The organism is Methylocystis sp. SB2 (assembly GCF_049817085.1).
GTDB lineage: Bacteria > Pseudomonadota > Alphaproteobacteria > Rhizobiales > Beijerinckiaceae > Methylocystis > Methylocystis rosea.
This window is the reverse complement of sequence record NZ_CP187401.1, coordinates 1160047-1183012: the sequence shown is the minus strand read 5'-3', so window position 1 is coordinate 1183012 and position 22966 is coordinate 1160047. Positions and strand designations below refer to the sequence as shown.

Annotated in this window: 23 protein-coding genes; 12 read left to right on the top strand and 11 right to left on the bottom strand. The window is 64.3% G+C overall.

Annotated features, from left to right (window positions below):
* Nucleotides 1–17: 17 nt before the first annotated feature.
* Nucleotides 18–1226 (bottom strand): acetyl-CoA C-acetyltransferase, encoded by a 1209-nt coding sequence (locus ACPS74_RS05910; protein ID WP_029651614.1) that lies wholly within the window; start codon nucleotides 1224–1226, stop codon nucleotides 18–20.
* 65 nt (nucleotides 1227–1291) lie between these two features.
* Nucleotides 1292–3085 carry an acyl-CoA dehydrogenase C-terminal domain-containing protein gene (locus ACPS74_RS05905; protein ID WP_029651615.1) on the bottom strand — a complete coding sequence of 598 codons (1794 nt, stop codon included), beginning with the start codon at nucleotides 3083–3085 and terminating at the stop codon, nucleotides 1292–1294.
* A gap of 279 nt (nucleotides 3086–3364) precedes the next feature.
* Here ACPS74_RS05905 and ACPS74_RS05900 point away from each other — a divergent pair, with 279 nt between their 5' ends.
* The 3 genes from ACPS74_RS05900 to ACPS74_RS05890 all read left to right on the top strand — a co-directional run bounded on the left by ACPS74_RS05900 (nucleotide 3365) and on the right by ACPS74_RS05890 (nucleotide 8787).
* Complete coding sequence (locus tag ACPS74_RS05900) at nucleotides 3365–7135, top strand: SEL1-like repeat protein (protein ID WP_029651616.1); 3771 nt, start codon at nucleotides 3365–3367, stop codon at nucleotides 7133–7135.
* A gap of 118 nt (nucleotides 7136–7253) precedes the next feature.
* A complete protein-coding gene (locus tag ACPS74_RS05895; RefSeq protein WP_029651617.1) occupies nucleotides 7254–7547 on the top strand; it encodes a hypothetical protein in 294 nt (97 codons plus the stop codon).
* 64 nt (nucleotides 7548–7611) lie between these two features.
* The gene (locus ACPS74_RS05890) at nucleotides 7612–8787 is read left to right on the top strand and encodes a lytic murein transglycosylase (protein ID WP_029651618.1); all 1176 of its coding nucleotides are present in this window, start codon (nucleotides 7612–7614) and stop codon (nucleotides 8785–8787) included.
* Here ACPS74_RS05890 and ACPS74_RS05885 read toward each other — a convergent pair.
* Both ACPS74_RS05885 and ACPS74_RS05880 read right to left on the bottom strand, forming a co-directional pair.
* Nucleotides 8755–9918 (bottom strand): AI-2E family transporter, encoded by a 1164-nt coding sequence (locus ACPS74_RS05885; RefSeq protein WP_029651619.1) that lies wholly within the window; start codon nucleotides 9916–9918, stop codon nucleotides 8755–8757. The genes ACPS74_RS05890 and ACPS74_RS05885 overlap by 33 nt on opposite strands.
* A gap of 156 nt (nucleotides 9919–10074) precedes the next feature.
* Nucleotides 10075–10275, bottom strand: a complete 201-nt coding sequence (locus ACPS74_RS05880; protein WP_029651620.1) for a hypothetical protein — start codon at nucleotides 10273–10275, stop codon at nucleotides 10075–10077.
* A 163-nt stretch (nucleotides 10276–10438) separates the two neighbouring features.
* Between ACPS74_RS05880 and ACPS74_RS05875 the strand changes: the two genes are divergently transcribed.
* The 3 genes from ACPS74_RS05875 (at nucleotide 10439) to lptA (ending at nucleotide 12354) form a co-directional block, all read left to right on the top strand.
* Nucleotides 10439–11053 carry a ribonuclease D gene (locus tag ACPS74_RS05875; protein WP_029651621.1) on the top strand — a complete coding sequence of 205 codons (615 nt, stop codon included), beginning with the start codon at nucleotides 10439–10441 and terminating at the stop codon, nucleotides 11051–11053.
* A 65-nt stretch (nucleotides 11054–11118) separates the two neighbouring features.
* Nucleotides 11119–11823, top strand: a complete 705-nt coding sequence (gene lptC, locus ACPS74_RS05870) for an LPS export ABC transporter periplasmic protein LptC (RefSeq protein ID WP_029651622.1) — start codon at nucleotides 11119–11121, stop codon at nucleotides 11821–11823.
* On the top strand, nucleotides 11824–12354 hold the full coding sequence (gene lptA, locus ACPS74_RS05865; protein ID WP_029651623.1) for a lipopolysaccharide transport periplasmic protein LptA: 531 nt from the start codon (nucleotides 11824–11826) through the stop codon (nucleotides 12352–12354). It abuts the gene before it with no gap.
* Between the two features lie 12 nt (nucleotides 12355–12366).
* Here the strand turns inward: lptA and ACPS74_RS05860 are convergent, their stop codons facing one another.
* A complete protein-coding gene (locus tag ACPS74_RS05860; protein WP_029651624.1) occupies nucleotides 12367–12864 on the bottom strand; it encodes a lytic transglycosylase domain-containing protein in 498 nt (165 codons plus the stop codon).
* 163 nt (nucleotides 12865–13027) lie between these two features.
* On the opposite strand from ACPS74_RS05860, the gene ACPS74_RS05855 reads away from it, so the two are divergent.
* From ACPS74_RS05855 to ACPS74_RS05845, 3 genes are all read left to right on the top strand, one after another.
* A complete protein-coding gene (locus ACPS74_RS05855; protein ID WP_029651625.1) occupies nucleotides 13028–13357 on the top strand; it encodes a DUF3175 domain-containing protein in 330 nt (109 codons plus the stop codon).
* Between the two features lie 65 nt (nucleotides 13358–13422).
* Nucleotides 13423–13695 carry an AbrB/MazE/SpoVT family DNA-binding domain-containing protein gene (locus ACPS74_RS05850; RefSeq protein ID WP_029651626.1) on the top strand — a complete coding sequence of 91 codons (273 nt, stop codon included), beginning with the start codon at nucleotides 13423–13425 and terminating at the stop codon, nucleotides 13693–13695.
* Nucleotides 13692–14093, top strand: a complete 402-nt coding sequence (locus ACPS74_RS05845) for a type II toxin-antitoxin system VapC family toxin (protein WP_029651627.1) — start codon at nucleotides 13692–13694, stop codon at nucleotides 14091–14093. The genes ACPS74_RS05850 and ACPS74_RS05845 overlap by 4 nt, the downstream gene beginning before the upstream one ends.
* 88 nt (nucleotides 14094–14181) lie before the next feature.
* Here the strand turns inward: ACPS74_RS05845 and ettA are convergent, their stop codons facing one another.
* Entirely contained in the window at nucleotides 14182–15834 is a 1653-nt protein-coding gene (gene ettA, locus ACPS74_RS05840) for an energy-dependent translational throttle protein EttA (protein ID WP_018409087.1), read from the bottom strand.
* A gap of 144 nt (nucleotides 15835–15978) precedes the next feature.
* The gene (locus ACPS74_RS05835) at nucleotides 15979–16662 is read right to left on the bottom strand and encodes a hypothetical protein (protein WP_029651628.1); all 684 of its coding nucleotides are present in this window, start codon (nucleotides 16660–16662) and stop codon (nucleotides 15979–15981) included.
* Nucleotides 16663–16801: 139 nt separating this feature from the next.
* Between ACPS74_RS05835 and purD the strand changes: the two genes are divergently transcribed.
* Complete coding sequence (purD, locus tag ACPS74_RS05830; protein WP_029651629.1) at nucleotides 16802–18085, top strand: phosphoribosylamine--glycine ligase; 1284 nt, start codon at nucleotides 16802–16804, stop codon at nucleotides 18083–18085.
* Between the two features lie 40 nt (nucleotides 18086–18125).
* Here purD and ACPS74_RS05825 read toward each other — a convergent pair whose 3' ends face one another.
* The 4 genes from ACPS74_RS05825 to ACPS74_RS05810 are packed head-to-tail and all read right to left on the bottom strand — an operon-like array spanning nucleotide 18126 to nucleotide 20481.
* A complete protein-coding gene (locus ACPS74_RS05825) occupies nucleotides 18126–18734 on the bottom strand; it encodes a TPM domain-containing protein (protein ID WP_029651630.1) in 609 nt (202 codons plus the stop codon).
* Nucleotides 18734–19522, bottom strand: coding sequence for a TPM domain-containing protein (locus tag ACPS74_RS05820; RefSeq protein WP_029651631.1), 789 nt, complete (start codon nucleotides 19520–19522; stop codon nucleotides 18734–18736). Before ACPS74_RS05820 ends, ACPS74_RS05825 begins: the two co-directional genes overlap by 1 nt.
* A gap of 2 nt (nucleotides 19523–19524) precedes the next feature.
* A complete protein-coding gene (locus tag ACPS74_RS05815) occupies nucleotides 19525–19956 on the bottom strand; it encodes a transcriptional repressor (protein WP_029651632.1) in 432 nt (143 codons plus the stop codon).
* A 39-nt stretch (nucleotides 19957–19995) separates the two neighbouring features.
* On the bottom strand, nucleotides 19996–20481 hold the full coding sequence (locus ACPS74_RS05810; RefSeq protein ID WP_239754046.1) for a hypothetical protein: 486 nt from the start codon (nucleotides 20479–20481) through the stop codon (nucleotides 19996–19998).
* A 105-nt stretch (nucleotides 20482–20586) separates the two neighbouring features.
* Between ACPS74_RS05810 and ACPS74_RS05805 the strand changes: the two genes are divergently transcribed.
* Together ACPS74_RS05805 and ACPS74_RS05800 are read left to right on the top strand one after the other, a co-directional pair.
* Nucleotides 20587–21825, top strand: coding sequence for an argininosuccinate synthase (locus ACPS74_RS05805; RefSeq protein WP_029651634.1), 1239 nt, complete (start codon nucleotides 20587–20589; stop codon nucleotides 21823–21825).
* Between the two features lie 119 nt (nucleotides 21826–21944).
* Nucleotides 21945–22952 (top strand): lysine-2,3-aminomutase-like protein, encoded by a 1008-nt coding sequence (locus ACPS74_RS05800; protein ID WP_051381835.1) that lies wholly within the window; start codon nucleotides 21945–21947, stop codon nucleotides 22950–22952.
* Nucleotides 22953–22966 lie beyond the last annotated feature (14 nt).

The following is a 22966-nucleotide window of genomic DNA, read 5'->3' as shown; positions in this document are numbered from 1 at the left end:
GCGGCTCCGCGCCAGGATCACACCCGCTCCACAATCGTCGCCGTGCCCATGCCGGCGCCGATGCAGAGCGTGACGAGCGCGGTCGATTTTCCCGTGCGCTCCAATTCGTCGATTGCGATTCCAATCAGCATGGCGCCGGTCGCGCCGAGCGGATGGCCCATGGCGATGGCGCCGCCATTGACGTTGACCTTCGCCGGGTCGAGGTCGAAGGCTTCGAGGTAGCGCAGCACGACGGCCGCGAAGGCTTCGTTCACTTCGAAAAGATCGATGTCGTCGACGGTCATGCCGGCGCGACGCAGCACTTTCTTTGTCACGTCGACAGGGCCGGTGAGCATCAGCGCCGGGTCTGAACCGATATTGGCGTAGGCGCGAATCTTCACGCGAGGTTTCATGCCGAGCTTCTCGCCCGCCTCTTTCGAACCGACGAGCACTGCTGCGGCGCCGTCGACGATGCCCGACGAATTGCCGGCATGATGCACGTAATTCAATTTCTCGACTTCGGGATGCGCCTGAATCGCCACGGCGTCGAAGCCGCCCTGTTCCGCGTAAAAGGCGAAGGACGGCTTTAGCGCCGCGAGCGACTGCATGTCGGTTCCCGGCCGCATATGTTCGTCGCGGTCGAGCAGGGTGATTCCGTTGACGTCCTTCACCGGCACGATCGAATGTTTGAAGCGGCCTTCTTCCCAGGCCTTCGCCGCGCGCTTTTGCGATTCGACGGCATAGGCGTCGACGTCATCGCGCGAGAAACCGTATTTTGTCGCGATGAGATCGGCCGACACGCCCTGCGGCATGAAGTAGGAGGGAATGGCGATCGTCGGATCGACGGGCCAAGCGCCGCCGGACGCGCCGATGCCGACGCGGCTCATGCTCTCGACGCCGCCGCCGATCGCAAGATCATGCTGGCCGGACATGATCTCGCCGGCGGCGAAATTCACCGAATCCAATCCGGACGCGCAGAAGCGGTTGATCTGCACGCCGGGGACTTTGTACGAATAGCCCGATGAAATCGCCGCGGCGCGGGCGATGTCGCCGCCGGCTTCGCCGACCGGATCGACGCAGCCGAGGATCACGTCGTCGATTTCGGGACCTTCGAGCTTGTTGCGCTCCCTGACCGCTTGCAGCGCCGTGACGGCGAGGCCGAGCGAAGAGACCTCATGCAGCGAGCCGTCCGGCTTGCCGCGACCGCGCGGCGTGCGAACGGCGTCATAGATAAAAGCATCGGCCATGAAGCGTTCCTCTTCTCGAATCTTTCCAGCGCGTCCCTCTCCCGCTTGCGGGAGAGGATGGCCCCTTAAAACATCTCCTCGGCGAGCGACATCATCGTGTCGGCGCCGGTTGAAATGCGCGTCAGGCGCAGGCCCGTTTCCGGCAACATGCGCTCCATGTAGAAGCGCGCGGTCAGGAGCTTGGCGTCCATGCGCGCCGCTTCATGAGGCTCGCGCGCCTTCTTCTCCATCGCCGCCTGCGCGATCTTCACCCACATCACGCCGAGCGCGACGCGGCCGAAGAGATGCATATAGTCGTAAGAAGCGGCGCCGGCGTTGTCGGGCTTCGTCATGGCGTTCTGCATCAGCCACATCGTCGCCTTTTGCAGATCATCGAGTGCCGCCTTCACCGGCGCGGCGAAGGACTTCATCGCTTCGTCCGAAGCGAGCGGCGCCAACAGCTCCGTCGTGTCCTTGAAATAGGCCATGATCGCGCGGCCGCCGTCGCGCGGCAGCTTGCGGCCGACGAGGTCGAGCGCCTGGATGCCATTGGCGCCCTCGTAGATCATGCTGATGCGCGCATCGCGCACGAACTGCTCCATGCCCCATTCGCGAATATAGCCGTGTCCGCCGAGCACCTGCTGGGCCTTGACGGTGTTTTCGAAGCCGATGTCGGTGAGCACGCCCTTGAGCACGGGCGTGAGCAGGCCGAGCCGGTCTTCCGCCGCCTGGCGCGAGGCCGCGTCATCTGATCGATGCGCGATGTCGCTGTCGAGCGCGGCCGACAGCGCGAAGCCGCGCGCCGCTTCGTTGAAGGCCTTCATCTCGAGCAGCATCCGCCGCACGTCCGGATGCACGATGATCGGGTCGGCCGGCTTTCCGGGGTCTTTCGGTCCGGAAAGCGCGCGGCCTTGCAGACGCTCCTTGGCGTATTGCGCCGCGTTTTGGTAGGCGACCTCGGACTGGGCGAGGCCTTGCATGGCGACGCCGAGCCGCGCCTCGTTCATCATCACGAACATGGCGTTCAGTCCGCGATTGGCTTCGCCGACGAGAAAGCCTTGCGCGCCGTCGTAATTCATCACGCAGGTGGCGTTGCCGTGGATGCCCATCTTTTCTTCGATGGAGCCGCAGCTGACGCCGTTGCGCGCTCCAAGCACGCCGTCGCCGTCGACCAGGAACTTCGGCACGACGAAGAGCGAGATTCCTTTGACGCCAGCGGGCGCGCCTTCGATGCGCGCGAGCACGAGATGCACGATGTTTTCGGTCAGATCGTGCTCGCCGGCGGAGATGAAGATTTTTTGTCCGGTGATCGAATAGGAGCCGTCGCCGCGCGGCGTCGCCTTGGTCGTCAGCAGTCCGAGATCGGTGCCGCATTGCGGCTCAGTCAGATTCATCGTGCCTGACCAGCGGCCTTCGGCCATCTTGGGCACATAAAGCTTCTTCTGCTCGTCGTCGCCATGGCGCAGCAGAGCGGCGAGCGCGCCTTGGGTCAGACCCGGATACATGGCGAAGGACATATTCGCGGAGGAGGCGAACTCGTTCATCGCCATGGCGAGCGTATAGGGCAGGCCCTGTCCGCCATATTCTTCGGGCACGGCGAGACTGATCCAGCCTCCTTGAGCGAAAGCGTCATGCGCCTCCTTGAAGCCCGGCGGGGTGGAGACGGAGGCGTCGGCGTGGCGCTTGCAGCCCTTTTCGTCGCCAATCTGGTTGAGCGGCGCGAGCGCCTCCTCGCAGATCTTTCCCCCCTCCAGGAGGATTTGCGACAGGACGTCCGGCGTTACGTCCGCGAAGCCTGGGAGATTGCCGAAACGCTGAAAATTCAAGACATCATTTAGCAGGAAGAGGGTGTCGTCTACAGGCGCCTTGTAGCTCGGCATCAACGCCTCCTTGCAAGCCGGCGCTTGGGGCCGAGCCGTCGCGCCGCGATTCTCTCGGGCTGCGTCATAGGTAGAGAGGCGCCGGCGCGGGCGCAAGCGAGCCGCTGTGTGACAATCGTGAACGCGACGGGTCTTTAGAGCCGTTTCTTAACGGCTTCTTTACTGCGATCGACGGAAAGTCACGGCGGTCGGCGGCCCGCGCCGACAGTAGCGCGCGATTCGCGCGTTCCACCGCGTTTTTGTCACAATTTCCACGGGTCGGTCCCGCCGGACAGCCACATGACCAAGGCGCAATTTCCTGATCAGGGTCGTCCGAATTCCGAGTCGCCCGAAGATAAGCGCGAGACCGGACATCGGGGGGGAAATCTTCCCAACGCGGAAGAGCCACGCGACGAGAACCGTGGCGTCGACGAAGACTCCATCTGGCGGTCGATCGCCGCGCTCTCCAAAAGCCGTATCGAGAGCCAGCTCGGCGAGCAGCCGGCCGCGAATGCGCGGCCGATTCGCAGCGCGCTGGCGGAGCTCGAAGCGCGGCTCTCGCGGCTATCGGGCGAACATCGCGGCGCCGACGTCGAGAAGACGCTGCGCGGCCTTGATCAGCATCTCGCCGATATTGCAGGACGCCTGGACGACGATACGGCGCGCAGGCGCGTAGCGAAGCCAGCGGTGACGTCGGGCGCCTCAGCCGGCTCGCGGAACGCCAGCTCTCCGGACGGTGGGCGCGAGGCGCGCAGCGCGGATGCGGCCGCCCGGCCAATTCTGGAAGCGTTCGCAAAAATCGCGCAGCGCCCACGCGCGCTCGACGACGCCCTCGGCGGATCTGAGAACGCGTCCGGATCGCGCTTTGAGGCGTTGCAGCGCTCGATCGATTCCGTCACGCAGGGTTTAGACAGCTTTCGCGAGGACGCCGCCGAGCGCGGCGACCAGCAGCTCGTGATGATGCGACAAATCGAAAACGTCCGTCGCGAACTCCAGGATATGGCGCAAGCCATCGGCGAACTCGCGCCGCGCGCATCCGTCGCCGCCATCGAAACGGCGATGGGCGATCTCCGCCAGGGCATCGAGTCGCAACGCGGCCGCGGCGTTCCAGACGAGACGCTCGCGCCTGCCGAAAGAATCATCGGCGAATTGCGTGCCGTGATCGAAGATCTCGATCCGACGCCCATCGTGCGTAACCTGCGCGCCGACGTCGAAACGATCGGCTTCAGGCTCGAGAAGCTGCAGAATGGAGACGTTGCGAACGCTTCGGCTGTGCGCGACCTCGCGCGTGAAACTCATGAGATCAAGGAACAGCTGACGGCGCTTATGGCGCGCCCGCTGCCGCTTGAGAGGATCGAAACACGCATCATCGACGTCACGCAGCGAGTCGACGCGCTGGCGCTTTCACGTGGCGCGTCCGGCGCGGATCTCGGCGAAGTGGTCAAGGCGATCCGCTCCATCGTCGCGGCGGAAACAGGCAAGGGACTGGAGACCTTCAACAAGCGGCTGGAGCGGCTCGCGCGCAAGCTTGACGTCGTCGTCGAACAAACGGCGGCGGCGCGATTCGATGAAATCGGCGCGCGCATCGACGAACTCGGCAAGACGCTGACTCAGCGCATCGATCGCGGCGCCGCGAACATGGCCCCCCTCGAAGCGCTCATCACAACCCTCGCCAAAAAAATCGATACGGCGCTGGACGGCGACAGTCACGCCTCGGCGTTCGAGGAGATTGGCCGCAGGTTCGATCGCTTCGAGTCCCGCGTCCGCGACAGCGCGCCGACAGAATCGCTCGCGCGCATCGAGGCCATGCTTGCCGAACAGAACGCCGAGCGTCAGTTCGCCGATCTCGCCCAGCGCATCGACGAGCTACGACAGACGATCGCCGCGCGGTTGGAAAACCCCGGGAGCTTCGGCGATTCCGAACATTTCGCCGCGCTCGAGAATTTGGTGCGCGGCCTCGACAGAAAAATGGACGCCGCGTTCGCCGCCGATGCGCGGGACCTCGATCTTCAGGCTGTCGAGCGTCAGCTCGCGCAGCTTTCGTTCAAGATCGACCGGCTCGACGATCCATTCTCAGCGCCGAGATTTGGCGAACAGAACGCTCGGCTCGACGAAATCGTCGAGCGCCTCGACCGGATGCACGCCGCATTCGCGCAGCGGGTCGAAGAGGACGAGAGCGTCGAGAAACGAGAGGGCGAGTTGGCGGCTCTCGTCGGGTCGCTCGCCGACCGCATGAAACAGTCGGCTGATCCCACGGCCGATGACGGCGCGCTCAAGTCGCTTGAAACTCAGATCCGCGCCCTGGCGCAGCGGCTCGAACGGATCGACGCGGGGAGCGGCGCGCTCATCGGCTTTGAGTCGAAGATCAACGATCTTTTCGCGCGCCTGGAGGACACGCGGTCCGCAACGACGCAGGCGGCGGAGGCGGCGGTTCGCCGGGCCGCCACGGAGGTTCTCCGCGATGCGGCGGGCGTTCAGCCGGCGGCCGTGCGCGTCGCTGTGCAGCGCGAATTGAGCGAATTGCTCAGGACGCAAGACGCGAGCGGTCAACGCACGAATGAGACGCTGACGGCGGTGCATCAAACGCTCGAGCGCGTCGTCAAACGTCTAGGCGTGGTCGATGACGAATTGACCGAGAAGCGCGGCGTCGCGCGGCGCTCGCCCGATGCAGAACTCGGGGTCGAATTTTGCGGCGATGATGCACGCGAGCGTCTCGGCGCTCCGTCTGCCGCTGACGCCTCAGATGCTGACGGCGAAGCCTTGGCGCCGGTCGATCCGATGGAGTTCCTGCTGCCGGTCGGCGAGAGCGTCGTGGAACGGCGTGAGCCTTTCATTGCGCCGCCAGGATCGGACGCCGATCAGGCCGCGCATCGCAACTCGATTCAGTCGGACTTCATCGCCGCCGCGCGCCGCGCCGCGCAAACGCCTGCGGCCGAAGCTGACGCTCAGTCGGCCGAAGCGGCGCGCCACGCGGGACAGGCTCAGGAAAAGCCGCAGGGCGCCGCCGTCGTCAATTTCAGCGCCCTCATCCAAGACCGCAAGCGTCCGCTGCTCTTAGGCATTGGCGCGGTCATGCTGCTGATCGGCGCCTATCAGATCGCGCGCATGGAGGGGCAGGGCGGCTTGACGCTCGGGCCGTCGCTCAGACAGCAGGAGGCGAAGGCGCCAGCCAAGGCGGTTCGGCCGGCGTTGTCGCCGGAAAAGCGTCTAGCCTCTAACAGCGCCTCGTCGCCGGCGGTCGCCCAACGCCCGACCAAAGAACTTCCCTCTGGCGCGGCGCCGGCGGCGTCGGTCGCGCGACCCATCGTTGCGCAGCAGAACATCGATCCGACCCCCACCGGAACGATCGAGGCGCCGCCGCTCTCGCCCGGCGACGCCTTGGCGACGATCGAGCGCCTCGCCGTCGAGGGCAATCCGGCCGCCCAATACGAAATGGGCGCGCGTCTTGTCGAGGGACGCGGCGCCGCGCGCGACGCCAAAGCGGCCGCGCATTGGTTTGAAAAGGCGGCCGAAATGGGCCTGGCGCTCGCCCAGTACCGGTTGGGTTCGATGTATGAGAGGGGCGTTGGGGTCGCGCGCGACTACGCCCGCGCCAGGCAATGGTACGAGCGCGCGGCCGAGTCCGGCAACGCCCGCGCCATGCATAATGTCGCCGTGCTTCTCGCCGAGGGCGGCGACGGCAAGCCGGATTACGCCGCCGCTGCCGAGTGGTTCCGTCGGGCGGCCGAATACGGCATCCGAGACAGCCAGTTCAATCTCGGCATCCTCTACGCTCGGGGCCTTGGGATCGGCCGCGATCTGCAGCAATCCTACGTTTGGTTTTCCGCCGCAGCCGACCAGGGCGATGAAGACGCGGCCAAAAAGCGCGACGAAATAGGCGCTCGGCTCGATTCCAAGGAGCTTGCCGCGGCTAAGGCGCTGGCGGCCGCGTTCCGCGCCAAAACACCGACGTCGGAGGCGAATGACGCGCCGGCGCTCCGGACAGGCGGCGGCGAGGGCGCGAGGGAGCAGGCGCCGCTCAAGCCGACGCCGAAGTCGCCTTCCGGCAAGCCGCGGGTCTCGCAGCTTTGAAGCTTCGCTTGGCGGGCCATTAACGATTCGTCTACGGGATCGCTCCTATTGTCCCATCGAGCGAGCTTGCCGGCGCAGCGCGTGCGGACATATGGCTCGCCCGTCTTGGGAGAATACGATGCGCAGAACTATTGCGACGCTTTCGGCGGCTTTGGCTCTCGGCGCCGCAGCCCTGGCGCCGATTGCCCCGGCGCACGCTGATTCCGCCGGCCCCGCCATTGCGGCGGGCATTGGCGGGTTTGCGCTTGGCGCCATCACCGGCGGGGCGCTCGCCAACTCGGGGCCGCCCGTGGTCTATGCGCCTGCGCCCGTCTATGTCGCGCCGCCGCCGGTGTGCTGGGTCGAGCGCCGTCCGGTCTTCGACGAATATGGCGAGGTGATCGGCTCCCGCCCGCGCCGCGTCTGCGAGTGACGCGGTCTTTTCACGACCGATGCGGCTCATGAAAAAGCCGCGTCCTTACGCTAGAATTCGCGGGATGAAGGCACATCATCTTCTGGCGGCGCTTGCCGCGCTCATGCTCACGGCCGCGCCGGCCCGCGCCGAATGGTCGAGCTGCCTCTCCAGCCTGCGCTCGGCGGCGGCCAGCGCCGGCGTCGGCCAGCAGACGATCGCGTCGGCGACGAATGGGCTCACCCCCAACGACGCCGTCAGCTTCATGGACAAGCAGCCGGAGTTTACGACGCCCGTCTGGGACTATGTCGCCGGGCTCGTCGACGAGGAGCGCGTCGACGAAGGGCGCGTGATGCTGCATCAGCATGCCCGCGCGCTGCACGCGGCTGAAAGCCGCTACGGCGTGGACGCTCCGACGATCGTCGCCGTGTGGGGCGTCGAATCCGATTTCGGCAAGAGTTTCGGCAAGCGCCCCGTGGTGCAGAGCCTCGCGACGCTGGCCTGCGAAGCGCCGCGCCGCAACGACTATTGGCGCAAGGAATTCATCGCCGCGCTCAAAGTCCTCGACCACGGCGATATCGCGCCGGAGGAGTTCTACGGCTCCTGGGCCGGCGCCTTCGGCCATACGCAATTCATGCCGTCGACCTTTCTCGGCATGGCGGTCGATCTTGACGGCGACGGGCGGCGCAATATCGCCAGCTCCGCAGCCGACTCGCTCGGCTCGACGGCGAATTATCTGCGCAAGAGCGGCTGGCATTCCGGAACGCCTTGGGGCTTCGAGGTGCGTCTGCCGGAAACCTATTCCGGACCTTCTGGACGCAAAGGCCGCCAATCGATGGGCTACTGGCAGTCGCGCGGCGTGACGCGCCTCGATGGCGGCGGCCTTGGCGAGGGAACTGCGGCGCTGCTCTTGCCGGCGGGGCGGAACGGACCCGCGTTCCTGGTGACGAAAAATTTCGACGCGGTCTACGCCTATAACGCCTCTGAGTCTTACGCGCTGGCGATCTGCGTCCTGTCCGACAGGCTGCGCGGAAGGCCGGGCATTCAGACGCCGTGGCCGACAGACGATCCGGGCCTCTCCCGCGCCGAGCGCCGCGAATTGCAAGCGCTTCTGACCCGCAGCGGCTACGACGTCGGCGACTCCGATGGCGTGATCGGAACGAAAACCAAAGAGGCGATCGCCGATTTTCAGTCGCGCGCCGGCTTGCAGCGTAATGGCCGCGCCGGCCTAAAGGTTCTTAACGCCTTGCGCGGACGATAGCGCCGGCGACGCCTCCACCTTGAAGTCGGGCTCGGCGGCCGTTTCGTTGACCAATCTGAGGTCGTCGGCGATCCACGCCTTCGTCAGCTCCCAAACGACGGCGAGCACGACCGGTCCTGCAAACAGGCCGGCGATGCCATGCGCGAGAACGCCGCCGATCACGCCCACGAAAATCACTGGTATTGGGGTCGACAGCCCATGCGCGAAAATGAACGGCTTCAGCACATTGTCCACGTAATTGACGCTGAGCATGCAGACCGTCAGCGCCAGCGCCGGCCCGGTCGCTAACGTCGTCCACCCCCAGAAGATGACGGGCGCGACGACGAGCAACGGCCCGATCTGAATAATGCCGAGGACGAGGATGGCGAGAGTCAAAAGGCTCGCGCCCGGCACGTCGGCGAGATACATGCCGGCGCCGCCAACGACGGCCTGCAAGAGCGACAGGCCCATGACGCCGCGCGAAACCGCGTTGATCGTTGCGCCGGCGAGATCGACGAATTTCTCGCCGCTCGAAGGATCGATCCGCCGCGACAGCGCGCGGGCCCCTGCGAGCATTTGCGGCGCGGCGGCGAGAATGAAGCCCATGAGCAGGACGGAGACCAGAAATTTGAGCGTGCCCGCGCCGGCGCTCTTCGCCATGTCCAGCAAGAATTCCCCGGCGGGCTTCAGCTGCGGCAAAACTTGGGTGAAGGCGCTGCGCAGATTGGTCGAGGCCAGCAGCCAGAATGAATAGAGCTGCTCGCCGATGAATGGCCAATCCTTGATCGACGGCGGCGGCGGCGGAACGGCGATATCGCCGGTTTCAATGCCCGCCATCACCGCCTTGATGGGGTCGATGGCGCCGACGGCCATCCAGGTGACGGGCCCGATGATCAGCACGAGGCCGGCGATCGTCATCAAAATGGCGGCGGCGATCGGCCGGCCGCCCAATATTTCGGCCACAATGCGAAAGATCGGATAGAGCGCGACGGCAAGTACGACGCTCCACAGAATAATCGCCGCGAAAGGCAGAACGATGATGAAGGTCCAGTAGATCAGCGCGCCGATCGCGAACAGCCGGATTGCCAGTTCGATGACCAGCGTATTGAAGCGGCGGTCGGAGCCGTTGAGGCCATTGGTCGGATCGTTCACCGGCGTTCTCTCTTCGCGATTTTGCGTCGCAATAGAGTGAAGACTTGGCGGGCGTCTGACAAGAGGAGCAGTTTGGGCGTCACCGGGCGGGTCGGTTCCGGGCGGGCCTGCAGCCCCGTCCGAAGGCCAACCGAAGCCCTGCGGGTTCAACCGGCCCTAATAGTCGCCGCTTCCAACCAAAGGATGGATGCCGCCGGCGCCGCTGTGATCGGCGTTCTGCCGATTGCGCTTGCCGGTTTTTGTCGCCTGGTCCGATTTTGCGGCCGAAACGGATTTGCCGGTGGATTTCGAGGACGCCGCGGAGGCGGGCGGCGCAGCAATTGCGCAAGCGACAATCAAAGCAAGAATGTAACGCATGGGGTTACTCCCTGGGCCAGGAGGTCCATCGACCAGGGCCCAGCCATTAGTTAGCACAATTCGCCGCGCAGGCGAGCGAGTGGGGCGCGAACCCGCGGCGCTTCGACAAGCCTTGCGCATTCTGCGATAGACTATCCGCTCCACATCGAAAGATTCGAGCCGCATGACCATCCGCCTCCACCAGGGCGATCTCCCCGAGGGGATCGGCGCTGGCGCCATTGTTGCGATCGACACCGAGACTTTGGGCCTCAATCCGCATCGTGACCGTCTGTGCCTGGCGCAGCTTTCCTTCGGCGACGGCAACGCCGAGCTCGTCCAGTTCGGGCGCGGTCAGACGCGCGCGCCCAATCTCGAGCGCCTGCTCGCCGACCCGGCCATTTTGAAGCTCTTCCACTTCGCCCGTTTCGACATTGGCATATTGGCCAAGACCTTCGGCTTCGTTCCGGCGCCGGTCTATTGCACCAAGATCGCCTCCAAGCTCGCCCGCACCTATACGGACCGGCACGGCCTAAAGGATCTCGTGCGCGAGCTTCTTGGCGTCGAGATTTCGAAGCAGCAACAGTCGTCGGACTGGGGCGCGCCGGTTCTTTCCGACGCGCAGCAGACCTATGCGGCGTCGGACGTCCTCTATCTGCACCAGCTCAAGGACAAGCTCGACGCCATGCTGGTCCGTGAGGGCCGCGCCGAACTGGCGCAGGCCTGTTTCGACTTTCTTCCCGCCCGCGCCCGGCTCGACCTCGCCGGCTGGCCGGAAACGGATATTTTTGCCCATGAGTAAGGCTCTGGCGATCGAGGCTTTGGCTTTGCCTCGAATTCGCCACCTGCACGCCTCATGATCACGTCATGACCGACGTCTTGCCGGCGCCCAGCGCCCGCGATCGCCTGGGCGGCCTTGTTGCGCCGCGCCAGAGTGCCTTTCCGGAGGCGCTGCGCCACACGACGCGCGTTGCGCACCTGCGCCGCTGGATCCTTTGGGGGGCGGGCGGCGTCGTTGGCATCGTCGGCCTCGGCCTTCTGATCAGCTCGCTGCGGTTTCTGCCCGCCGATCTGAGCCTCGCGCGCGTCGCGCTCAAGGGATCCCGCATCGTCATCGAGAGCCCCAAGCTCGTCGGCTATCGCAAGGACGGGCGTCCCTACGAGGTGCGCGCGCTCGTGGGCACGCAAGATCTGGCGAAGCCTGATGTCTTCGAACTCGATCAGCTCGAGGTCCGGGTCGAGAACGCCAAGGACAATTCCATCGTCCTGAAGGCGGCGAAGGGCGTCTACAATCGGAAAGCCGATCGGGCCGATATGACCGGCGGCGTCAATATCCACGAAGACAACAACTTCGATATGAAGCTCGAGTCGGCGGTCATGGATTTCAAGGACAGCGTGATGACGTCCGACAAGCCCGTGCTGTTGAAGATCGACGGCGGCGAGGTCACCGCGCAGTCTGTCGCATTTTCCCAAAAGGACCGTCACGCGAGTTTCGCGGGCGGCGTCCATTCGGTGCTATACGGTGAGGGCGATGCGCCTTCGCAAACTTCGGGCGCAGCGATCAAGGATTAAATGCGCCGCCACCTCTTCGTTCTCTCCCTAGCTGCGCTCGTCGCCGCGACGCCGGCCAGCGCCGCGGGCCGCTCGGGCGGCATTCTGCCGGGCGCCTCCGCCAAGGATCCGCTCAACATCGACGCGGGCAAGCTCGATTATTTCGAGAAGGAGCAGAAGCTCATCTACTCCGGCAGCGTGATCGTCACGAATGGGCCCTCGACGCTCAAGGCCTCGCGCCTCATCATTTTTCTCGAGGGAAAGGGCGCCGGACAACCCGCCGCGACGACCAACGACCGCGTCAAACATATCGACGCCGAAGGTCCAGTGACGCTGGTTTCAAAGGACCAGATCGGCACGGGCGACCGGGGCAGCTACGACAAGGCCGAAAACAAGGTATATCTCATCGGCAACGTCACGCTCACCCAGGCCGAGAACATCGTGAAAGGCGATAAGCTCGTCTATGACGTGACGACCGGCATGGCGACCGTTCAGGGCGGCGCGGCCCAGGGGGGCCGGGTGCGCAGCACCTTCACCCCGAAAAACCAATAAGGCTTTTAAGACTTAGTGGGAGGCGGACGTCACCAACTCGTCGAGCATCCGCTTGCGCTTCGCCTCGTAGTAGTACCCGCCGGCGTAAAGCTTGATCGCCCGGCCTTCATCGCCGCCGCTGACCTTATAGGCGTTGGCGAGATACGGCACCGCGAAAGCAAGATTGGTGTCGGCGTCGAGAAGACCGCTCGCCGGGCCCTGATAGCCCATGTGCCGCGCCGTGTCGTGGCGGATCTGCATCAACCCCCAATAGGGTCCGTGCCGGGCGCTGGGATTGTAATTGCTCTCGCGGCGGATCGAGCGATGAATGAGCGATTCCGGAATGTCATAGACGCGGGCGTAATGGGAAATTCGCGCATGCAGCGCATCCTGGCCGGTAAGCTCGGTCGCCTTGGCGGCCTCTTCATAGGCGGCGGGAGCTGACGCGACGGGCGACTCCTGCGGCGCGCAGCCCGCGAGCGGCAGAGCGCCGATGGCGAAAAAGGCAGCGGCTCGGCGGAATAGTCTCATCTAAAAAATCCCTCGTGGCCGCCCACGGCCCAGCTGGGAAATGCGCCACGCGCAGATGGCGAATTCGTGGCGGCCACGCTTCGGGGACATTGATTTCTGTGGGCGGCCGACTACCTGGCCAAGGCTCCTGACCCTGACAAGCGCTCCAGAGATGAGGCGGATGATGGCGCAAAGGCAGCCGAAAAGCCGCGCGCCGGCAAAAACTTCAAAGACGGCGACCAACTACTGGTCGGGCGAGGTCACGAGCCACAGCGACGCGCTCGATCTCGATGCGGGGGTGTTCACATGGGACGACCCCGTGAAAATCGCCCGCTCCCTGAAGCGGTCGGCGGAGGCGAGCGAGCGGCGCAAAGCGGACCCGTTCCGTTCCGCCATGTCGATGCTGACCTTCTACATCAACAGGGCTGGCAAGGATTTGCCCGACGCGCGCCGACAGGTGCTGGAGCAGGCGAAGGACGAGCTGCGCAAGGCGTTTGGACGCACGCCTTACTAAGCGCAGATTGACGCTTCGATCGAGGGGGTATTACTCTTCTTGCGCGAGTATTACCCTTTGGCGCCATGAGCACAAAAGTCACCATAAAGGGCCAGGTCACCTTGCCAAAGGCCGTACGCGAAGCGGCTGGCATCCGGCCCGGCGACCGCGTCAGCGTGCGCGCAAGGCCGGAGGGCGGTGTGCTGGTGGAGCGAAGCGATCCAGCTCAGGCGGACCCCGCGGCGCTGAAGGCGGCGAGGAGCAAGATTGAGCGGGCGCTCGCCGCGCTGGATCGCAAGGGCGTGAAATTTCGAACGACGACTGACGAGTGGATGCGTCTCCTGCGGGGCGACGATTGACGCTTGTCGACACCAATATCTTCATCGACCTGCTGACGCGCAATGCCGATTGGTTTGAAGCGTCGCAGCAGGCGCTCGAACGAAGAATGTCGCTTGGACCGATCTTGATCGTCGATGCCGTCTTTGCGGAACTGGCGACCGGCTTTACGGCCGAAGCCGATTGTTCCGACTTTTTAGGTACGCTCGGGGCTGAACATTCGGCGATGTCGCGTCAAGCCCTCTGGCGCGCCGGGCAGGCGTTTCGCGACTATCGGATACGCGGCGGCGCCAAGACGAACGTATTGGCGGATTTCTTCATCGGCGCGCAGGCGGAAACTCTCGGCGCTCCCCTGCTGACCCGAGACGTTGCGAGTTATCGGACGTATTTCCCGGAGGTCGCGATTGTAACGCCCGGCTGAGAATGGAGCAGGCTATTCAAGCAAGACGAACTTGAATTGAGAAGCTTTTGCGGCGTATGCAAGCACACCGCCAAAGTGCATCAGCCTCTTACCGCGCGAACTTCTTATATTTCAGCCGGTGCGGAATGACGCTGTCGATCCCGAGGCGCCGCTTCTTGTCTTCCTCGTAATCGGCGAAGTTGCCTTCGAACCATTCGACATGGCTGTCGCCTTCATAGGCGAGAATATGCGTCGCGATGCGGTCGAGGAAAAAGCGGTCATGCGAGATGATGACGGCGCAGCCGGCGAAATCGACGAGCGCCTCTTCGAGCGCGCGCAGCGTGTCGACGTCGAGATCGTTGGTCGGCTCGTCGAGCAGCAGCACATTGGCGCCGCTCTTCAGCATCTTGGCGAGGTGCACGCGGTTGCGTTCGCCGCCTGAAAGCTGCCCGACCTTCTTTTGCTGATCGGCGCCTTTGAAATTGAAGGCCGAACAATAGGCGCGGCTGTTGATCTCGCGCTTGCCGAGATAGATCACCTCATTGCCGTCCGAGATTTCCTCCCAGACGGACTTGTTGGCGTGCAGCGCGTCGCGCGACTGGTCGACATAGCCGAGCTGCACGCTGTCGCCGATCTCGATCGTCCCGTTGTCGGGCTTCTCTTGTCCGGTGATCATGCGAAACAGCGTCGTCTTGCCGGCGCCGTTCGGCCCGATCACCCCGACGATGCCGCCGGGCGGCAATTTGAAGGAGAGATCGTCGATCAGAAGCGTGTCGCCATAGCCTTTCGACAGATGGTCGAAGTCGATGACATTGTCGCCGAGACGCTCGGCCACCGGAATGACGATCTGCGCGGTCGTCGGCGCCTTGTCGTTCTGCTTGGCGACGAGTTCCTCATAGCGCTGAATGCGGGCCTTGCTTTTCGCCTGCCGCGCCTTTGGCGAAGCGGCGATCCACTCGCTCTCGGCTTCAAGCGCGCGTTGGCGCGCCTTGTCCTCGGAGGACTCCTGAGCCAGCCGCTTCTGCTTCTGCTTCAGCCAGCTGGTGTAATTGCCCTCGTAGGGGATGCCGCGGCCGCGATCGAGCTCCAATATCCATCCGGTGACATTGTCCAAGAAATAGCGATCGTGGGTGACGATCAGGATTGCGCCGGGATACTGGCGCAGATGTCCTTCGAGCCAGTTGACGGTTTCAGCGTCGAGATGGTTCGTCGGTTCGTCGAGGAGCAGCATTTCCGGCTGTTCGAGCAGCAATTTGCACAGCGCGACGCGACGCCGCTCGCCGCCTGAAAGCTTGGTGACGTCAGCGTCGTCTGGCGGACAGCCGAGCGCGTCCATCGCCTGGTCGACCTGGCTGTCCAAGTCCCAGAGACCTTTGGCCTCGATTTCGTCCTGGAGCTTTGTCATCTCATCGGCGGTCTCGTCCGAATAATTCATGGCGAGATCGTTATAACGATCGAGAATGGCCTTCTTGTCGGCGACGCCGAGCATGACATTGCCGCGCACGTCGAGCGTCGGGTCGAGCTGCGGCTCCTGCGGCAGATAGCCGACCCGCGCGCCCTCGGCGACGAAGCCCTCGCCAGAATATTCCTTGTCGGCGCCCGCCATAATTCGCAGCAGCGTCGATTTGCCGGAGCCGTTGACGCCCAGAACGCCGATCTTCGCGTCGGGGTAAAAGGAGAGGTTGATGTTCTCCAAGACCTTCTTGCCGCCCGGATAGGTCTTGCTGAGGCCCTGCATGTGATAGATGAACTGCCGCGCCATATCGCCTCGCAAAGAGAGATTGCGCTGTCTTTAGAGCATTTTCACTCCGGGAGGGAAGCCGTCTGGGGCCTCGACGAGTCAGAAAAATGCCCCCGACGGCTGGTCGGGGGCATTTGTCCCGCAGGTGTCCCGCAGGCGCTGCGCTCAGGTTCGCATGAAGCTCAGAACCGTGGCGCTAAGGGTGCTGCCCGTGAGCACGATCGTCGAGCCGAGCGCAAGCAGCGCGACCAGGTTCAGGGTCAAATCGGCGGGATTGCCGGCAAGCGCCAGAATGCCGAGGACGATCGCCGCCAGACCTGCGAGCGCCTGAATGCCCGCTGAACCCGACGCCATTTCGCTCGCCAGCATCTCGGCGCCGACATGTTGCGACTGTCCGATCGCGGTCTCCATCTGAGCGGAAGCGCGTCGCAGCACATAGAGGCGCCAGACAGCGTTGCTGCTCAGCAACAGAGCGGTGCCATAGCCGATCGCGGCGACCGGGGTCAGGATTGCCGGACTGATTCCAAGGAGCGACAGAACGCCCAGCACAATACCGGCGGCGCCGACGAGGAAGACGAGCGCGAGACTATTGCCGCCCATCTGCTCGACGGAAGCGGTGCGAACGCCGCCGGGAAACACGACCTGCATATATTCCGACAGCATAGCCCCGCCCTGAATTAACAATGCGACGCCAAACACGATCGTCGCGATCGCGACCATCATGGGGGGCGCTATTCCAACTAAACCGCAAATCACAAGGACGATGGTGGCGACGCCGCCAATGGCGTCAATAAGGCCGCCATAGGCGACCGCATTGTCGTGCGTTGCGATATCTCGGGTAATGGACATGTGGGACACTCCAGCCGCTAGCCCCCGGACCGATAGCTAGCGGCGCTTACGCAACGGGCAAGCACAGCATTTCGGGAGCGGATTGCCTTTTGGCGTCCGCGCGCTCTAGAAGCGGAAACGAAGCAACCGGGCGAGTTTAATGAATGTTCTTCTGATCGGATCGGGCGGCCGCGAGCATGCGATCTCCAATGCGCTAACAAAAAGCCCGCTGCTGACGCGGCTCTATATCGCGCCAGGCAATCCTGGGACGGCTCGCGTGGGAGATAACGTCGATCTCGACGTCGCCAACCACCCCGCCGCGATCGACTTTTGTCGCGATGCGGGAATTGCGCTCGTCGTTGTCGGACCCGAGCAGCCGCTGATCGGCGGTCTCGTCGACGAATTGGAAAAGCACGGGGTCCTCGCCTTCGGACCGACGCAGGCGGCGGCTCAGCTGGAAGGCTCCAAAGGTTTCACAAAGGATTTGTGTCGCGACTACGGGATTCCGACCGCGAGCTATGCGCGGTTTGCTGCGCTTGAGCCGGCGCTACACTATCTGCGTGAGCAAGGTGCGCCGATCGTCGTCAAGGCGGACGGGCTCGCCGCCGGCAAAGGCGTCGTCGTGGCTGGGACGCTTGAGGAAGCGGAATGCGCTGTTCAGGCCATGTTCGCGGGCGCGTTCGGCCTGTCGGGCGCGGAGGTCGTCATTGAGGAATGTCTCGTAGGCGAAGAGGCGTCGTTCTTTGCAATTTGCGACGGCGTTCGCGCGCTGCCGTTCGCGACGGCGCAGGATCATAAGCGAGTCGGCGACGGCGACACGGGACCAAACACGGGCGGCATGGGCGCCTATTCGCCGGCTTCCGTCGTGACGCCCGATATCGAAGCGCGCGTTATGGCCGAGATCATCGAGCCGACGATGCGCGCCATGCGCGACAGGGGCGCGCCCTTCAAGGGCGTGCTCTACGCCGGACTCATGCTGACGCGGGACGGACCGAAGCTCATCGAATACAATTGCCGTTTCGGCGACCCCGAGGCGCAGGTCATTCTGCCCCGTCTCGAGGGCGATCTTCTTGAGCTGATGCTTGACGCCGCCCGGGGCGGATCGCCTTCGCAGCGACCGCGGTTTTCGCCGCTCGCGGCGCTGACGGTCGTGCTGGCGGCGAAAAACTATCCGGGAACGCCGATGACCGGATCGGAAATCCGCAACGTCGAATGCGCCGAAGCCGTCGAGGGCGTCGCGATCACCCACGCCGGCACGCGCGAGGAAGGCGGCCGCCTGCTCGCCGCCGGGGGTCGCGTGCTGAATGTCACGGCGTTAGGCGAAAGCGTCGCCGAGGCCCAGGCGCGCGCTTACGCGGCGGTCGACCTCATCGATTGGCCGGGCGGCTTTTGCCGCCGCGACATCGGCTGGCGCGAAGTCGCGCGCGAACGAAAGTCCACCTGAGCGTGGACGCGCCCCCCGCGCCCAGCCAAGAGCCGGCCCGCTACATCACATAGATTTTGTCCGGCAGTTCGTCGCCGCTCACGCCGGGCGGCGCATGCCGCGCCAGGAGTCGCGCGCATTCCTCTATCGCCGCGACAAAGCCGTCCGCCAGCCGTTCGCGTTGCAAGTCTCGAAGCAGCAGATCGAGAGCGGCCTGCCATTCATCATTGCTGATCTTTGCGGCGATGGCGTCATCCGCGACGATGCGCGCGTAACGCTCGGCGAATGAGACGAATATGAGCACGCCCGTGCGCGCCTTGGTGGCGGAGACGCCGCGCGAGAAAAATTGTTCAATCGCCTCACGCGCGGCGCGGGCGCGCTTCACGGCGCGCGGCGTCAAGAAAAAGCGCACCGGTCCCCATGAAACGACGAGCGTGGCGACGATAAAGATGGCGATCTGCGCTGCGAAAATCTCACGAGGCGAAAGTTCGGTGAAAAGCAGCATGGGCCAAGGCGACGCTAGCGCGATAAATGCGCCCCAGAGCGGGGGCACGAAGGCGTAATCGGATGAGCGACGCGCCAGCACGCAGACGATCTCGCCGGAGGTTTTTTCTTCGGCCCGGTGAATAGCCTCCGCGATGCGCTCGAAGTCGTCCGCCGTGAGCTGCATCACCAATCCCCCGAAGCGCCGCCGCCGCCCGATGAGCCACCGCCGCCGGAAAAGCCGCCGCCGTCTCCGAAACCGCCTCCCCCTCCCCACCCGCCGCGAGAATCATCCCCCCAGAAGCCGCCGCTTGGGGGCAAGACGATGAAAGGGGGGCCGCCGCGCCTGTAACTCCGCTGGTACCGTTGCCGGCCGCGCGCGCTACGCGCCATCCAGACCACGATGAACAGAAACAGGGCGAAAAAAATGAGCGGGGAAAGCTCATCGAAGGTCGTGGACTGCGGGCCGCGCGCGCGTTTCGTCCATTCGGCGGAATCGCCGGAGAGCACCTCGATGATCCCCTCGACGCCGCGTTCGATCCCCGCGCCGAAGTCCCGCGCTTTGAATCGCGGCGCCACCGCGCTTGTCAAAATGATCTTCGATAGCGCGTCGGTGAGCGTTCCTTCAAGGCCATAGCCGACTTCGATGCGCATTTTGCGCTCGTTCGGCGCCACCAGAAACAGCACGCCATTGTTCTTTTTTGCTTCACCGAGCTTCCACGCGCGAAACAGGCCGTTGGCGTAGGTTTCGACGTCCAGGCCGTCCAGCGAATTGACAGAGGCGACGACGAGCTGAATGCCGGATTTATCCTCGAGATCCCTCAGCTTTGTCTCGATCGCGCTTTTCGTTGACGGCGGAATGACATCGGCCTGGTCAACCACCCGACCAGTGAGCAGCGGATAATTCACCGCCGCGAAGGCCAGCGACGCGACAAGAAAGAAGAGCGGCGCGAGCCAGCGCGCGGCGCCGCGCATGGCTATTTGCCTTCGCACCGGGCGCAGCGCCCGGCGATTTCCACGACGCGCGTGCGGGCGCTGAAATGCGCCGCTCCGACGAGAGCCGCGAGTTCGCGGGCAAATCCTGGCGACGTCGCCTCTTTCACCTCGCCGCATTGCTCGCAAATGATGAAAACGACCGGCTCCTCGGCCTCATGCGCGTGGCCGCAGACGATATAGGCGTTTTTTGACGCAAGCCGATGCGCAAGGCCGTTGTCCATGAGGTAGCCGAGCGCGCGATAGACGGAGACGGGCGCGGGCCGCTTGCCCTCTTCGTCGGCCATGAGATCGATCATCTCATAAGCGCCGACCGGCCGGTTCGCTTGCGTGAGAATGTCGAGCGCGCGCCGGCGCGCCGGCGTCAGGCCGGCGACCTTGGACCGTGTGGGGCTTTTTGTCGAACGGCTGCTCATTGCGCCAATTTAGGGGGCTCCGACGTAAAAAACGAGGCTTTAGCGTTTGGCGCAGGCCGCGGCGAATTTCTTGAATTTCTCCGCGGCGTCGGCGAGGGGCGCCGATCGCTTTGTTCCGCCAACGGCGATGTCGAGCGTTTCCCCGCCGACCATCGCCGCGAAGATCGGGTCTTTCGCCGGCAGGCTCCCTTCGAAGCTCGGCACGCCCGCTTCTTCATTGGGCACGAGCTTGCCGGCGACCTTCGCCGTCTTTTCGCCGACCGAAAAGATCGCCGTCGACTTGCCTCCCGCTTTGAGCTTGTTGCTTGTTTCGGCGATCCAGATTTTGACCAAGCCGCTCCCTGGCGCGCAGGTGAAGCTCCCAAGGCTGTCGTCGCTTTCCGGCACCCCATAGCCAAGATAGATGCTGTCGGCGTTTTTCTCCTCCAGTCCGCCAAGCGTCCAGACGCGCTGGTCGGTTTGCGCGCAGAGACCTGATAGCCCCAGAAAAGAAAGGACGCCCGTCAGGGCGAATGTTCGCTTCACGCTGTTTCTCCTGCGCCGACGTGGGCCGCGTCGCGCCGCCTTGCGCTCGGGCCCGCGGCGCCTATAGTCCGCGCGCAAATCGCCTCCCGCCGAGCCAGAGCCAAAATGACCCGCCAGAAAAAAGAAATCAAACGCGTCGTCCTCGCCTATTCCGGGGGGCTCGACACCTCGATCATTTTGAAATGGCTCCAGACGACCTATGGCGCGGAAGTCATCACTTTCACCGCCGATCTCGGTCAGGGCGAGGAACTCGAGCCCGCGCGCGAGAAGGCTCTGCTGCTGGGCGTGAAGCCTGAAAACATCTTCATCGAAGATCTGCGCGAAGAATTTGTGCGCGATTACGTCTTCCCGATGTTCCGCGCCAACGCCCAATATGAGGGGCTCTATCTGCTTGGCACCTCGATCGCGCGCCCGCTCATCGCCAAGAAGCAGATCGAGATCGCGCGCAAAATGGGCGCCGACGCGGTCTGCCATGGCGCGACCGGCAAGGGCAACGACCAGGTGCGGTTCGAACTCGGCTATTACGCGCTCGAGCCCGATATCACCGTAATCGCGCCATGGCGCGAATGGGACTTCGTCTCGCGCGCCGATCTCATCGCCTTCGCCGAAAAGAACCAGATCCCGATCGCCAAGGACAAGCGCGGCGAAGCGCCGTTCTCGACCGACGCCAATCTTCTGCACACGTCTTCGGAAGGGAAGGTGCTCGAAGATCCGACTCAGGAAACGCCCGATTACGTCTATTCGCGCACCGGCGATCCCGAAGATGCGCCGAACGAGCCGCAATATGTCACGATCGACTTCGAGAAGGGCGACGCGTCGGCCGTGGACGGCGTCAAGCTTTCGCCGGCGGCGCTTCTCGCCAAGCTCAATGATCTGGGGCGTCTTCACGGGATCGGGCGACTCGATCTCGTCGAAAATCGCTTCGTCGGCATGAAGTCGCGCGGCATGTATGAGACGCCGGGCGGCGCGATTCTGCTCGTCGCGCACCGCGGAATCGAAAGCCTGACGCTCGACCGCGGCGCCGCGCATCTCAAAGACGAGTTGATGCCGCGCTACGCCGAATTGATCTATAACGGCTTCTGGTTCGCGCCGGAGCGCGAGATGCTGCAGGCCGCGATCGACAAGAGCCAGGAGCATGTCACGGGCCGCGTGCGCATCAAGCTCTACAAGGGCTCGGCGACGCTCGTCGGTCGCGAAAGCCCCTGGTCGCTTTACGATCAGGACCTTGTCACTTTCGAAGAAGGCGGAACCTACGACCAGCGCGACGCGGAAGGTTTCATCAAGCTCAACGCGCTGCGCCTGCGCACGCTGGCCAAGCGCGCGGCGCGGGGAGCGAAGCAATAACGGACCGCGCGGATGATTTTCTCGCGGAACGCTTGCCGCTGGATCAAGACGCAGCTGCGCTCATTCGCGCGCCGTCACGCACGCTTACCTCGATCGCCGATCTGGTTGACGCGCGCCTCATGAGCGAGGTCAACGGTCTCGATCAGGTGGCGCAGCGCTACAGCATCGCCGTCACGCCGGAGATCGTGGCGCTGATCGACCCCGACGATCCGAATGATCCGATTGCGCGGCAATTTATTCCCGATCTTCGCGAGGTCGCGACGACGCGGCAGGAACGCGCCGATCCGATCGGCGACGACGCGCATTCGCCGCTGCCGGGGATCGTGCATCGCTATCCCGACCGCGTGCTCCTAAAACTGCTGTCCGTCTGTCCCGTCTACTGCCGTTTTTGTTTCCGGCGCGAGACGGTCGGTCGCGGCAAAGGCGATCTGCTGCCCGAGCGTCACGTCGCGGCGGCGCTCGACTACATCGCGCGGCGACCGCAGATTTTCGAAGTGATCCTCACCGGCGGCGATCCCTTGATGCTGTCGGCGCGTCGACTCGGCGCCGTATCGCGCCGGCTTGCCGCAGTCCCGCACGTTCAGCTGTTGCGCGTCCATACGCGCGCGCCGACGGTCGCGCCCGATCTCGTGACGCGCGATCGGCTTGCAGCGCTTCGCGAAAGCGGCAAGACGCTGTTCATCGCCTTGCATGTCAATCATGCGCGCGAATTGACCGAGCCGGCGCGCGCGGCGATCGCTCGGTTGCGCGAGGCCGGCGCAGTCCTTCTCTCCCAGACCGTGCTGCTCAAGGGCGTCAATGACGACGTCGACGTCTTGGAGCGGCTGATGCGCGATTTGGCAGGTTTGGGCGTTCGGCCCTATTATCTGCACCATCCAGATCTCGCGCCGGGGACCGCGCATTTTCGGCTCAGCCTCGCGGCGGGCAGGCGAATTTACGCAGAGCTCTCGCGCCGCGTGACCAGCGTTGCGCTGCCGGCCTATGTGCTCGACATTCCCGGCGGGTTTGGCAAGGCGCGGGTCGCCGAGGGCGCCGCCGCGCCGGACGGGCAGGGGGGGTGGACCGTGGTCGACCGGAACGGCGACAAACGGTCCTACCGCGACGAACTCGAACCGCCGCAAGATTGACCTTTCGCCTGCGT

Coding starts and splice junctions, on each gene's coding strand:
- ACPS74_RS05910 (WP_029651614.1), bottom strand. CDS start 1,226: ATGGCCGATGCTTTTATCTATGACGCCGTTCGCACGCCGCGCGGTCGC.
- ACPS74_RS05905 (WP_029651615.1), bottom strand. CDS start 3,085: ATGCCGAGCTACAAGGCGCCTGTAGACGACACCCTCTTCCTGCTAAAT.
- ACPS74_RS05900 (WP_029651616.1), top strand. CDS start 3,365: ATGACCAAGGCGCAATTTCCTGATCAGGGTCGTCCGAATTCCGAGTCG.
- ACPS74_RS05895 (WP_029651617.1), top strand. CDS start 7,254: ATGCGCAGAACTATTGCGACGCTTTCGGCGGCTTTGGCTCTCGGCGCC.
- ACPS74_RS05890 (WP_029651618.1), top strand. CDS start 7,612: ATGAAGGCACATCATCTTCTGGCGGCGCTTGCCGCGCTCATGCTCACG.
- ACPS74_RS05880 (WP_029651620.1), bottom strand. CDS start 10,275: ATGCGTTACATTCTTGCTTTGATTGTCGCTTGCGCAATTGCTGCGCCG.
- ACPS74_RS05875 (WP_029651621.1), top strand. CDS start 10,439: ATGACCATCCGCCTCCACCAGGGCGATCTCCCCGAGGGGATCGGCGCT.
- lptC (WP_029651622.1), top strand. CDS start 11,119: ATGACCGACGTCTTGCCGGCGCCCAGCGCCCGCGATCGCCTGGGCGGC.
- lptA (WP_029651623.1), top strand. CDS start 11,824: ATGCGCCGCCACCTCTTCGTTCTCTCCCTAGCTGCGCTCGTCGCCGCG.
- ACPS74_RS05860 (WP_029651624.1), bottom strand. CDS start 12,864: ATGAGACTATTCCGCCGAGCCGCTGCCTTTTTCGCCATCGGCGCTCTG.
- ACPS74_RS05855 (WP_029651625.1), top strand. CDS start 13,028: ATGGCGCAAAGGCAGCCGAAAAGCCGCGCGCCGGCAAAAACTTCAAAG.
- ACPS74_RS05850 (WP_029651626.1), top strand. CDS start 13,423: ATGAGCACAAAAGTCACCATAAAGGGCCAGGTCACCTTGCCAAAGGCC.
- ettA (WP_018409087.1), bottom strand. CDS start 15,834: ATGGCGCGGCAGTTCATCTATCACATGCAGGGCCTCAGCAAGACCTAT.
- ACPS74_RS05835 (WP_029651628.1), bottom strand. CDS start 16,662: ATGTCCATTACCCGAGATATCGCAACGCACGACAATGCGGTCGCCTAT.
- purD (WP_029651629.1), top strand. CDS start 16,802: ATGAATGTTCTTCTGATCGGATCGGGCGGCCGCGAGCATGCGATCTCC.
- ACPS74_RS05825 (WP_029651630.1), bottom strand. CDS start 18,734: ATGCAGCTCACGGCGGACGACTTCGAGCGCATCGCGGAGGCTATTCAC.
- ACPS74_RS05820 (WP_029651631.1), bottom strand. CDS start 19,522: ATGCGCGGCGCCGCGCGCTGGCTCGCGCCGCTCTTCTTTCTTGTCGCG.
- ACPS74_RS05815 (WP_029651632.1), bottom strand. CDS start 19,956: ATGAGCAGCCGTTCGACAAAAAGCCCCACACGGTCCAAGGTCGCCGGC.
- ACPS74_RS05805 (WP_029651634.1), top strand. CDS start 20,587: ATGACCCGCCAGAAAAAAGAAATCAAACGCGTCGTCCTCGCCTATTCC.
- ACPS74_RS05800 (WP_051381835.1), top strand. CDS start 21,945: ATGAGCGAGGTCAACGGTCTCGATCAGGTGGCGCAGCGCTACAGCATC.